The organism is Streptomyces aureoversilis, from assembly GCF_042657885.1.
In the GTDB taxonomy this organism is placed as follows: Bacteria; Actinomycetota; Actinomycetes; order Streptomycetales; family Streptomycetaceae; genus Streptomyces; species Streptomyces aureoversilis.
Map to the genome: position 1 here is coordinate 13,824 of NZ_JBHSKJ010000001.1, position 11,667 is coordinate 25,490.

Annotated in this window: 8 protein-coding genes; all 8 read left to right on the forward strand. The window is 74.8% G+C overall.

All coding sequences use genetic code 11. The features are described 5' to 3' along the window. Window positions 1-123: 123 nt before the first annotated feature. From ACFPP6_RS00055 to ACFPP6_RS00090, 8 genes are read left to right on the forward strand one after another with little or no spacing between them, the layout of a single operon-like run. Window positions 124-1,698: an amino acid adenylation domain-containing protein gene (locus ACFPP6_RS00055; RefSeq protein WP_382035365.1), complete on the forward strand. Its 1,575-nt coding sequence runs from the start codon at window positions 124-126 to the stop codon at window positions 1,696-1,698. Window positions 1,699-1,757: 59 nt separating this feature from the next. Then, a complete protein-coding gene (locus tag ACFPP6_RS00060) occupies window positions 1,758-3,191 on the forward strand; it encodes a citrate/2-methylcitrate synthase (RefSeq protein ID WP_382035368.1) in 1,434 nt (477 codons plus the stop codon). Continuing rightward, the gene (locus ACFPP6_RS00065) at window positions 3,188-4,378 is read left to right on the forward strand and encodes an ATP-grasp domain-containing protein (RefSeq protein ID WP_382035371.1); all 1,191 of its coding nucleotides are present in this window, start codon (window positions 3,188-3,190) and stop codon (window positions 4,376-4,378) included. Before ACFPP6_RS00060 ends, ACFPP6_RS00065 begins: the two co-directional genes overlap by 4 nt. Further along, window positions 4,366-5,640 carry an MFS transporter gene (locus tag ACFPP6_RS00070; RefSeq protein WP_382035373.1) on the forward strand — a complete coding sequence of 425 codons (1,275 nt, stop codon included), beginning with the start codon at window positions 4,366-4,368 and terminating at the stop codon, window positions 5,638-5,640. The genes ACFPP6_RS00065 and ACFPP6_RS00070 overlap by 13 nt, the downstream gene beginning before the upstream one ends. Further along, window positions 5,637-8,216, forward strand: a complete 2,580-nt coding sequence (acnA, locus tag ACFPP6_RS00075) for an aconitate hydratase AcnA (protein WP_382035376.1) — start codon at window positions 5,637-5,639, stop codon at window positions 8,214-8,216. Before ACFPP6_RS00070 ends, acnA begins: the two co-directional genes overlap by 4 nt. Next, window positions 8,213-9,613: a DUF6025 family protein gene (locus tag ACFPP6_RS00080; RefSeq protein ID WP_382035378.1), complete on the forward strand. Its 1,401-nt coding sequence runs from the start codon at window positions 8,213-8,215 to the stop codon at window positions 9,611-9,613. Before acnA ends, ACFPP6_RS00080 begins: the two co-directional genes overlap by 4 nt. Continuing rightward, entirely contained in the window at window positions 9,610-10,698 is a 1,089-nt protein-coding gene (locus tag ACFPP6_RS00085) for a mandelate racemase/muconate lactonizing enzyme family protein (protein ID WP_382035380.1), read from the forward strand. Before ACFPP6_RS00080 ends, ACFPP6_RS00085 begins: the two co-directional genes overlap by 4 nt. Before the next feature lies 1 nt (window position 10,699). After that, window positions 10,700-11,659, forward strand: coding sequence for a D-2-hydroxyacid dehydrogenase family protein (locus ACFPP6_RS00090; RefSeq protein WP_382035383.1), 960 nt, complete (start codon window positions 10,700-10,702; stop codon window positions 11,657-11,659). Window positions 11,660-11,667 lie beyond the last annotated feature (8 nt).

Consider the following 11,667-nt stretch of genomic DNA (forward strand, 5'->3'; position numbering starts at 1 on the left):
CCTCCATATCCCTTGTGTTCCGGATCACTTGAGCCTGCCGCCCAAGGTCCATTGACCTCGATCACCCGCTATGACGAGGATGATCGAAAACCAGGCCTTTGGGGGAAGGGCATGAGTGCTGACATGGCGTATCACCATTTGGGCGCAGGGGTTCTCGATCACGCCCGGAGCCGGCCCGACGGGATCGCGCTGGCCCTCGGCAAGCGCGACGTCACCTACGCGGAGGCCGCCGGAACGGCACTGACCTGGGCGGCCCGCATCCTCGACGTCACCGGCGGAAGTCCCCGCCGGGTGGGCGTCTTCGCCCACCGCAGCGAGACCTCCTACCTCGGTACGCTGGCGGCGCTCTTCTCCGGCGCCGCCTTCGTGCCGCTCAACCGGCGCTTTCCCGCCAAGCGCACCCGCTCCATGGTGGAGCGCGCCGGCCTCGACGCGCTGATCGTGGACCAGGGCTCGCTGCCCCAACTCGCCGAGGTGTTAAAGGGGATCGCCCGGCCGCCGGCCGTGCTGCTGCCGCACGGCGACGCGGGCGACCGCGAGCAGCTCGCCGCCGCCGGCGTCCCGGCCGTGCTCACCGCGGCGGACCTCGCCGGCGCCGAGCCGATCGCGACCGCCGTGCAGGCGGGGGAACACGACCCCGCCTACCTGCTCTTCACCTCCGGCAGCACCGGCGCCCCCAAGGGCGTGCCGGTCACCCACGGCAACGCGCGGTCGTTCCTCGCCGCGGCCCAGGCCCGCTACGGCATCACTCCCGAGGACCGGTTCAGCCAGACCTTCGACCAGACCTTCGACCTGTCGGTCTTCGACCTCTTCATGGCCTGGGAACACGGCGCCCGGGTCTGCGCCATGGACGCCATCGAGATCCTCGCCCCCTTCCGCTACCTGGAGCGCAACGAGGTCACCGTCTGGTTCTCGGTGCCCTCCGTGGCCGCCGTCCTGCGCAAGCGCGGGTCGCTGACGCCGGGCCGGATGCCGGGCCTGCGCTGGAGCCTGTTCTGCGGCGAGGCGCTGCCGCGCGCCACCGCGGAGGCCTGGCAGGCCGCCGCGCCCGCCTCGGCCGTGGAGAACCTGTACGGCCCCACCGAACTGACCATCGCCTGCACGGCCTACCGCTGGGACCCGCAGGCGAGCCCGGCCGCATGCGTCCACGACAACGTCCCGATCGGGCGCCCCTTCCCGGGACTTGCGCCGCTCGTCGTGGACGAGGCGCTGGAGCCGGTCGCCGAGGGCGGCACCGGCGAGCTGTGCGTGGCCGGCCCGCAGACCGCGCCCGGCTACTGGCAGGACCCGGACCGCACGGCGGAACGGTTCTTCGAGCGCGACGGCAGGACCTACTACCGCACCGGCGACCTCGTGCGCACCCAGGACGGCGGCGACTACGTCTACCTGGGCCGCAACGACCAGCAGGTCAAGGTCGGCGGCCACCGCGTCGAACTGGGCGAGATCGAGGCGGCGTTGCGCCGCGCCGGCTGCGCCGAGGCCGTCTGCGTCCACCGGCCCGCCGAGGACGCCATCGCCGCCGTCGTCTCCGGCGCGGACGACCCGGAGGCGCTCGCCGACGCCGTCGCCGCGCTGCTGCCCGCCTACATGGTGCCGAAGTCCGTGCACGCCGTCGACGAGATGCCGGTCAACGGCAACGGCAAGGTCGACCGAAACGCCCTGCGCTCCTGGCTGGACACCCTCGTCGCAGCCCGGTGAGCGGCAGCCGCACGCCCGGCCGCACGACACGCCTCGAAGACCGCTCCGTGGAGAAGAACATGAACAGCGTCGACCAGCTGATCGCGCACACCCTCAGGATCGACGAAGGCAGGATCACCGCAGACCTGGAGTACCAGTCCGTCCGGGAGTGGGACTCCCTGGGGCACGTGACGCTGATGATGGCCCTGGAGAACGCGTACGGCACCCCCGTGGACGACGAACTCACCCTGGAACTGCGGACGGTGGCCGCGATCCGCGCCTTCGCCGCCGAGCACGCGGGCCCCTCCACCGCCGAAGGCGGCCCGGCACCCGCGGCGCAGGAGGAGCCCGCCGCGCCGGCGGCGGCGACGGCGCCGCAGCCCGGCAAGGCCGTCCACCGCGGGCTCGAAGGCGTCAGCTTCGACCACACCACCATCACCCGCATCGACGGCGCCGAGGGCGTCCTGGAGTACCGCGGCTACAGCATCCACGACCTGGCCGAGCACGCCTCGTACACCGAGGTCGCCCACCTCCTCGTCCACGGCGGACTGCCCGACGCGCACGCCCGCGCAGCGTTCGAGAAGGAGCTGCAGGTCCGTCGCGCCCTGCCGTCCGAGGTGCTCTCCCTCGTCCGCTCGCTCGCCCACGCCCACCCCATGGACGCGCTGCTCACCTGCCTGCCCGCCCTCGCCGCCTACGGGCCCCGGCGCGACGCCGCCGCGGACGAGACCTACGGGGAGGCGCTCGACGCGGGGATCACGCTGCTGGCCCGGATCCCCATGCTGGTCGCGGCCCACCACGCCGTCCGTGAGGGGCGCGAGCCGGTCCTGCCGGCCGAGGACGTGCCCGCCGTCGAGGCGCTCCTGACGGTGCTCCTGGGCGCGGCGCCCACCCCCGCGGCCGTCCGCTTCATGAACAAGGGGCTGATCGTCCACGCCGACCACAGCTCCAACGCCTCTGCCTTCGCCGCGCGCGTGGCCACCGGCTCCCGCGCCGGGATGACCGCCGCCCTCACCGCCGCCGTGGCGACGTTCGGGGGCTCGGTGCACGGCGGCGCGGCCGAGCGGGTCGTCCGCCTCATCGACGACGTCGGCAGCCCCGCGAACGCCGCGGCCTACGTGCAGGAGCTGCACGGCCGCGGCGAACCCGTCATGGGCTTCGGCCACCGCGTCTACCGCACCGAGGACCCGCGGGTGCGCCACCTGCGCGCCACCGTCGCCGAGCTGAGCGCGGAGCGCGGGGACACCCGGGGCCTGGACATCCTCGACGCGGTCGCCGCCGCGATGGGCCCGTACGCCCGGCGCGGCGTCGCCCCCAACGTGGACCTGTACGCGGGACTCGCCTACCGGCTGCTCGGCCTGCCCGACGACCTGGCCGTGCCCCTCTTCGTCGTCGGCCGCACCGCCGGCTGGGTCGCCCAGGTGCTCGAACAGCACGCCAACAACGTGCTCATCCGCCCCCTGCTGAGCTACAACGGCCCCCGCTCGCGCAGCTACGCGGGAGGCGCCGCATGAGCCGCCACCTGCTGTGCATCGGCCGCTCCCGGCAGATGCACGCCAAGGCCCACCGCCTCGGCCTGCGCCTGAGCGTCGTCGCCGAGCTGTCCCGGGTGCGCACCCAGCGGGACCTGTCGATGTACGAGCGGATCGTCGCGCTGCCCGACACGGCCGGGGTGGCCGAGTGGGTCGCCGCCGCCCGCATGGTGCACGAGCACGACCCCGTGGACGCCATCGGCGGGTTCAACGAGGAGACGCAGGAGTTCGCCGCCGTCATCGCCGGCGCGCTCGGCCTGCCGTACCACGCGCTGGAGACCGTCCGCGCCACCCGCCACAAGCACCTGATGCGCGACGCGCTCCGGCGGGCCGGGGTCGACCCCACGCCGGCGCGCGAGATCGGCGGGCGCGACGACGTCACGGCCTTCGCCGCGGAGCACGGCTATCCGCTGGTGGTCAAGCCGGTCGACGGCAGCGGCAGCGCGGCCGTCACCGTCGTCCGCTCGGCCGCGGACGTCCCCGCCCGGCTGCCCGAGGGGTACCGGATGCTCGCCGAGGGCTTCCTCGACGGCGAGGAGTACAGCGTCGAGGCGCTCTCCGAGAAGGGGGAGCACCGCGTCGTCTGCGTGACCCAGAAGTTCACCGACGAGGCCACCCGGGTGGAGACCGGCCACTGCGTGCCCGCGCCCGTCGACGACGCGCTGCGGGCCGCCGTCGACACCTTCGTCCCGCGGGTGCTCGACGCCCTCGGCGTGACGGACGGGCCCACGCACACCGAGGTCATCGCCACGGCCGGCGGGCTGCGCGTCGTCGAGACCCACCTGCGGCTCGGCGGCGACCACATCGTCGAACTGGCCGAACTCGCCCTGGGCCTCGACCTCGACACGGCCTGGATCCGGCAGGTGGCGGGGGAGACGGTCGTGCCCGGCCTGTTCACCGAGGCGTTCCGCGCCGCCGCGATCACCTTCGTCACCCCCTCCGCCGCCGGCGTCCTGGAGCGCACCGAGGGTACGCAGGAGGCCGCCGCGCAGCCCGGCGTCGTCACCGTCGAACAGCTCCAGGAGCCGGGCGCGGTGCTTGGCGCGACGCTCACCAGCCAGGGCAGGGCCGCCTGCGTCATCGCCACCGGCGCGACGAGCGAGGAAGCCGTGGAGCGCAGCCGGGCGGCGGCCGGGAAGCTGAGGTTCGTGGTGGCATGCGCGGGGTGAAGCTGGGCCGGTCCGGCGGCTGGCTGCTCGGCGGCACCCTGGCCACCAGCCTCGGCGGCGGCATGCAGACCCTGGCCGCCGGAAAGCTGCTCTACGACGAGACCGGCTCGATCGCCGCCTTCGGCATCGTCCTGATCGTCGAACAGCTCCTGACCTTCACGGTCCCCCTGGTGGCGGGGCCGTGGGTGGACCGCGGCGACCCGCGGCGCATCTGCACCGCGATCGAGCTCGCCCGGGGGACGGCGCTCGTCGCCATCGGGTGCGTCATGCTCTCCGGACCGAGCCCCCTGGGCTGGATCATGGCGATGTCCCTGTGCATCAAGGCGGGGCAGCCCTTCTACCGGGGCGCCATGTTCTCCATGGCGCCGGCCGCCGTGCCCGGCGCGGCGCTGGGCACCTTCAACGCCTACTCGAACATCGCCCAGCAGGGCGGGGCGCTGCTCGGGGCCGCCGTGGCCGGAGTGATCATCCAGGGCTGGGGCGCCTCGGCGTGCTTCCTGGTCACCGGCGCCGGCTTCCTCCTGTCGGGCCTGGCCATCGCCGCCGCGCGGATGCCGCGGCCCGAGGCGGAGCCCGCGGCGGGCAAGGGGGCCTCGGCGGGCTGGGGCCCGGTCGTCGCCCTGCTGCGCACCGAGCGGGGCTTCGCCCGCCACCTCCTGCTGGGCACCGCGGACAACATCGCCGTGGTGCTGTTCAACCTGCTGCTGTTCGCCCTGGTCGCACGGCACTTCGGCGGCAGCGCCTACTGGCTGTCGGCCATGGACTGCGCCTTCGCCGTCGGCGCGATCTGCGCCGCGCCCGCCCTCGGACCCCTCGAAACGCGGCTGGGACCCAAGGGGGCGGTACGGGCCGGGCTCGCGGGGCAGGCGCTGTGCTTCGCGGCCCTCGCGGCCGGGCCGGGCGGCCCCGTCGTGACCGGCCTGGCGCTCGTCCTGGGCGCGTGCAACACCGTCTCCTGGACGACGGTGACCACCGCCCTGCAGCTCAGGGCGGGCAAGGCGGTGCGCGGCCGGATCGGCACCGCCCGCAACCTCGTCACGGCGGGAGTCTCGGCGGCCCTGGTGCCGCTCGTCTCCCGCCTGGAGCAGCGGTCACTGGCCTCCGCCCTGCTGGCCGGTGCGGTCGTCGTCGCGGCGTACGTGCTGCTGGCGGGGGCCGTCGCGGGGGACCGGGAGGCGCCCGGCGAGGACGGCGCGGCACGGCAGGACGGCACGACACGTAACGAGACGTCGGGGGACGAGAAGGAAGTGACTGCCACGTGATCACCCGGGAGCAGCTCGCGGGACGCGACGCGCAGCTGTACAGCCTGCCGCGGTTCGCCGCCGGGCACGGCGTGGACCTCGCGGCCGTGCCGTACACCGGACGCATCCTGCTGGAGGCGCTGCTGCGCGCCGGCGAGCCCGGGAAGGCGGCCCTCCTCGCGGGACGGCTGGCCGCGGGCGAGGACGCCGGCCTGGAGATGGCCTTCCCGCCCGCCCGCATCCTCGTGCAGGACTACACCGGAATCCCGCTGCTGGTCGACCTGGCGGCGCTGCGCAGCCGCGTGGACCGGCCCGAGCGGGTCAACCCGGTGCTGCCGGTCGACGTGGTCGTCGACCACTCGGTGCAGGCCGACTGGGCGGGCCGCCCGGACGCGCAGGCCCGCAACGAAGCGCTCGAACACGCCCGCAACGCCGAGCGCTACGCCTTCCTGAAGTGGGCCCGCGGCGCCTTCGACGGCGTGCGGGTGATCCCGCCGGGCCGCGGCATCGTGCACCAGGTGAACCTGGAGCAGCTCGCCACCGTCGTCGCCGGCGGCCCCGACGGCCTGCTCTTCCCGGACACCGTCATCGGCACCGACAGCCACACCACCATGGTCAACGGGCTGGGCGTGCTGGGCTGGGGCGTGGGCGGCCTGGAGGCCGAGGCCCTGATGCTGGGGCTCGCCCAGCCGATCCGCATCCCCGCGATCGTGGGCGTCCGCCTCACCGGCACGGTCCGGCCCGGCGTCTCGCCCACCGACGTGGTGCTGACCCTCACGCGGCGGCTGCGCGAGGAGAACGTGCGCGGCCTGCTGGTGGAGTTCACCGGCCCCGGCATCGACGCGCTGTCCGCCGCCGACCGGTGCACCGTAGCCAACATGGCCCCGGAGTACGGAGCGATGGCGGCGTACTTCCCCGTCGACGCCGAGACCCTGCGCTACCTGCGGCAGACGGGGCGCCGCGACGAGGACGTCCGCCTGGCCGAGGCGTACTGCCGCCACCAGCACCTGCTGCGGGAGGAGGGCGGCCGCGGCCCCGAGCCGCGCTTCGGCCGCGTCGTCGACTTCGACCTCGGCGCCGTCCGGCCGAGCCTCGCCGGACCGAGCCAGCCCGACCAGCGCATCGCCATACCCGAACTGCCCGGCTCCTTCGCCCGGTTCCACGGCGGGCCGGTGCGCACCGCGAACGGCCTCAGCGACGGTGACATCGTCATCGCCTCCATCACCTCCTGCACCAGCACGTCCAACCCGAAGGCCATGCTGGCCGCCGGCCTCCTGGCCCGGCGCGCCGTCGAGCGCGGCCTGTCCGTCCCGGACCGGGTGAAGACGAGCCTGTCGCCCGGCTCCCGCGCCGTCACCCGCTACCTGCAGGACGCCGGGCTGCTGCCCCACCTGGAGAAGCTGGGCTTCCACGTCGCCGGCTACGGGTGCATGACCTGCAACGGCGGCAGCGGCCCCCTCAACGACGGCGTCGGGGAGACCGTCGACGCGCACGGCCTGAACGTCGCCGCGGTCCTCAGCGGCAACCGCAACTTCGAGGCACGCGTCCACGGCCAGGTCCGCGCGGGCTACCTCGCCTCGCCCGCGCTGGTCGTCGCCCTCGCCCTCGCCGGCACCGTCCGCACGGACCTGGAGAGCGAACCGCTGGGCACCGGCAGCGACGGCGAGCCCGTCCTGCTGGCCGACATCTGGCCCAGCGGCGCCGAACTGACCGCACTGGAAGAGGAGTTCCTCACCCCCGAACTGTTCGCCGCGGCCGAGGGGGACGACCCCGGCTGGGACGCCATCACCGCACCCGTCGGCCCGGTCTTCCCCTGGGACGAGGACTCCACCTACATCCGGCCCCCCGCCTTCGTGGGCGCCACCCGTCCCGCCGACGCGCCCGTGCGCGGCGCCCGCGCCCTGCTCGCCCTCGGCGACGACGTCAGCACCGACCACATCTCCCCGGTCGGCGCCATCCCGGCGGACTCGCCCGCCGGCGTCCACCTGCGCGAGCGGGGCGTGACGGACTTCAACTCCTACGGCTCCCGCCGCGGCAACCACGAGGTCATGGCGCGGGGCACCTTCTCCAACCCGCGGCTGCACAACGCCCTCACGGGGCCCGGCGGCAGCGGCGGCACCACGCTCCACATCCCGAGCGGCGAACGGCTGCCCGTCCACGAGGCGGCGCGCCGCTACGAGGCAGCCGGCACCCCGCTGATCGTGCTCGCCGGGAAGAACTACGGCAAGGGCTCCTCCCGCGACTGGGCGGCCAAGGGCCCCTGGCTGCTGGGCGTACGGGCCGTCCTCGCCGAGAGCTTCGAGCGCATCCACCGGGCCAACCTCTGCGCCATGGGCATCCTGCCGCTGCTCCTCCCGGACGCGAAGAGCTGGTCCGCGCTCGGCCTCACCGGGCACGAGGAGTTCGCCCTGGAGGGCCTGGAGCACCTGCGCGACACCGGCACGGTGCGCGTCGTGGCCGGCGCCACCGCCTTCACGGCCCGCGCCGAGGTGCACTCGACGGGGGAGTGGGACGTCCTCCTCGCGGGCGGCACCCTCCCCCACCTGCTCGGCCGGCTGGAGGCCGCCGCGCAGGAGGACGGCGGGGGAGCGGCATGAGCCGGGACATCCTCGCCGGGCTGGACCTGCTCGACGCCGCCGGCGCCGAGGCGCTCGCCGGCCGGACGCAGTCCTTCGCCCCCGTCCACCTCGGCACGCGCGACGTGCCCGTCGGCACCCTCCTGGACCTGATCCACAAGGACGACGCCCTGCTGCCCCCGCGCACCGGGCACCTCGGCAACTGGGAGGACATCGCCCTCGGGCGCTCCGGGCCGATGGACTTCAACACCGCCATCTGCGGGCAGGGACACGGCTATCCGCTGATCTACGGCTTCACGCAGACCGAGACCGAGCCGGACGGCGCCACCCCGGCCGGCGGCGACGCCGTCTACCTGCCCGGGTCCGTCGTCGACCGGGGCGCGCGGCGGGTGCTGCCGCTCTACAGCTGGGACGGCCGGGCGCTCGTGCGCCGCGACCGCAGCCGCCCGCTGTTCTGCCCGCTCGTCAGCACCGAGCACGAGGGAAGCCTCGTCCCGCTGGCGGACGTGCACTGGCGCCGCATGCACACCATCGCCGGGTACCGCTTCGAGCTGGAGGCCTCCTCGATCGTCGCGAACGCCGAGGCGTTCACCGGCATGCTGACCCTCCTGCTGGAGGAGGCGGCGGCCGGCCCCGGCCCGCGGCGCGCCTTCGGCGAACTGATCAGCCACGCCGTCCGGCTCGACGGAGAGGTCTCCCGCTGCGAGGTCCACGCCGACGGCCGCGGCTTCCTCCTCGCGGGCCACCGCTACGGCTCGGCCCGCGCCCTCGCGGAAGCGGCCCTGGAGCCCTTCCGCGCCCTGACCGGCCCGCAGGACTTCCAGGACAGGCTGGGCGCGCTGCCGCCCGTCCTGCCCGTGGTGTCCCACCTGCTGACCAGCGTCCTGACCGGGCTCTTCGGCACCCACCTCCCCGACGGGCCCGCGGGCCGCGACGAGGACCCGTTCGTCACCCACCTGCACTGGGGCGCGCGGGCGATGGCCGGCTGCCCGCCCCGCCGCGGCGGCTACTTCACCCGCAAGGCCACGGTCCGCGGGATGCGCGCCATCGCCTCCGCCCTCGTCCGATCCTTCCCCGGGGCCCGGCCCCTGTGCGTGGTGCTGCTGCCGGCGCCCGTCTTCATGCTCTGCCCGGCCGGCACGGACCCGCGCGACGCGGACCTGATGGCCGCGCTCCTGCGCACGGTCGGCGCGGCCCGGCCCGACGCCGCCTACGACACGGCCGTCGGCTGGCTGCAGGAGCACGGCGAGGGCTTCTCCGCGTACCTGCGCGGCCGGTTCCGCGACGGCAGCGGCGTCCCGCACGACGGGGTCCTGCGCGAGCCGTCCGTCCCCGTCGAGCCCGAGGGCTTCCGCGACCTCACCCTCCGCCAGGCCTCGGCGGTCGTGGGCGCCTTCGAGGAGGTGATCAACGCATGAGCCGCAGCACCGGCCGCAGCACCGGCCACAGCGCGAGCCGCAGCACGAGCGGGCCCGTGAACGGTCCCGCCGGCGGACCCGTGAAGGCCGAGCACCACCCCCTCCGGGCCGCGCTCGCCGAGCCGTTCTCCAGCAACACCGGCCTGACCACCCACGTGCACCAGCAGGTGCTCCTGCTGCACTGGGAGGGCCTGACCGGATACGGCACCGCCCTCGCGGCCCGCCCCGGCGAGCTCGACGCCTGCCTGCCGCTGCTCACGGACGCCTCCCCGCTCGCCCTCGCCCGCACCCTCGGCCGGCTGCACGCGGCGGGGATCCGCCCGGCCGTGGTCGCCGCCGTCGACATGGCCCTCCACGACCTCCTCGGCAAGCGGGCCGGACTCCCGCTGCACGCCCTGCTCGGACTCGCCGGGCAGCCGCTGGCCCCGACGGCCCTGTCCATCGGCGCCGGCTCGGACGAGGAACTGGTCCGCCGCGGCCGGGCCCTGGCCCACTGGCCCGTCCTCAAGCTCAAGCTCACCCCCGAGGACGACGGCAGCCGCGCCGGGGTCCTGCGCGAGGTCTACGACGGGCGCATCTGGGTCGACGGCAACGGCTCCTGGACGCCCGAGCGCGCCGTCGAGGTCGCCCGCGAACTCGACCGGCACGGCGTGGAACTCCTCGAACAGCCCGTCCCGCCCGGCCCGGCCGACCGCCTGCGCTACGTCCACGAGAACGCCCCCTTACCCGTCGTCGCCGACGAGGACTGCACGGGCCCCGAGGACGTCCTGCGGCTGCGCGGCTGCGCCTCCGCCGTCAACATCAAGCTGACCAAGTGCGGCGGCCTGCGGCGCGCCCACGAAACCGCCACCCTCGCCCGGCGGGCCGGGCTGAAGGTGATGCTCGGCTGCAAGACCGAGAGCGCACTCGGTGTCACCGCCATGGCCCAGCTCGCCCCCCTGGCCGACCACCTCGACCTGGACGGCCACGTCGACCTGACCGACGACCCCTTCCGCGGCCTGCGGATCGACGAGGGGACGCTCCTGATGCCCGACGGCCCCGGCCTCGGCGTGACCGCAACAGACACCACCGATGGAGAGAGCTGACATGAAACTCCGCTGCGCCGTCCTCGACGACTTCCAGTCCGTCGCGACCACCGTCGCCGACTGGTCGCCCGTCGCAGGCGACGTCGACGTCGTCTCCTTCCCCGAGCACTTCGGCACCGAGGACGGACTCGCCGCCGCACTCGCGGACTTCGACATCGTCGTCACCCTCCGCGAGCGCGTCCCCTTCCCGGCGTCCCTGTTCGCCCGGCTGCCCCGGCTGAAGCTGCTCGTCGCCTCCGGCATGCGCAACTCCGTCATCGACTACGCCGCCGCCGAGCGGCACGGCGTGACCGTGTGCGGCACCGCCAGCTCCTCCACCCCGCCCGTCGAGCTGACCTGGGCCCTGCTCCTCGGCCTCGCCCGCGGCATCGTCCCCGAGGCGACCGCGCTGCGCCTCGGCGGCCCCTGGCAGTCCACCGTCGGCGCCGACCTGCACGGCCGCCGCCTCGGCCTGCTGGGGCTGGGGAAGATCGGCAGCCGGGTCGCCCAGGTGGGCCTCGCCTTCGGCATGGACGTGGTGGCCTGGAGCCGGAACCTCACCAAGGAGCGCGCCGACGAGGTGGGCACCGGTCTCGCGGCCTCCAAGGAGGAGCTCCTGGAGACCAGCGACTTCGTCTCGGTCCACCTGGCGCTGAGCGACCGCACCCGGGGCCTGCTGGGCGCCGCGGAGCTCGGCCTGATGCGGCCCACCAGCTATCTGATCAACACCTCGCGGGCCGCCATCGTCGACCAGGACGCGCTCCTCGCGGCGCTGCACGCCGGGACCATCGCGGGCGCCGGCGTCGACGTCTTCGACGTCGAGCCGCTGCCGGAGGACCACCCGATGCGCAGCGCGCCGCGCCTGCTCGCGACCCCGCACCTCGGCTACGTCTCCCGCAGCAACTACGCGACCTACTACGGCCACGCCGTCGAGGACATCCAGGCGTTCCTGGCGGGCTCGCCCGTCCGCCGCCTCGGCTGAGACGCGAG